This is a genomic window from Neisseria sp. P0009.S007 (genome assembly GCF_051962515.1).
Window position 1 is genome coordinate 1 of the sequence record NZ_JBQCVF010001007.1, and the last position, 321, is coordinate 321.

Annotated in this window: 1 pseudogene; it reads right to left on the bottom strand. The window is 62.6% G+C overall.

Going from position 1 to position 321, the window contains the following annotated elements:
* Positions 1-321: pseudogene (locus ACTHS3_RS17530) on the bottom strand (hydroxymethylbilane synthase); the annotation flags it as partial.

Genomic DNA, 321 nt, shown 5'->3' on the forward strand with positions numbered 1-321 from the left:
GTCGAGAAGGTCGGTGCGGTGTGCGGCGATTTCGATGCCCAACGCGCCTTGTCCTGCGGCGGGCAGGCTGTCGGCTTCGGAGAGGATCAGGCGGATGCGTTCGTCCAGTTCCAAACGCTGCAATCCGGCGGCGGCGAGGATGATGGCATCGTATTCGCCGTGGTCGAGTTTGGACAGGCGGGTTTGCACGTTGCCGCGCAGGGGTTTGATGACTAAATACGGATAGCGGGCGCGCAACTGGGCTTCGCGGCGCAGGCTGGATGTGCCGACGACGGCGCCTTTGGGCATTTCCTCCAAACGCGCGTATTGGTTGGATACGAA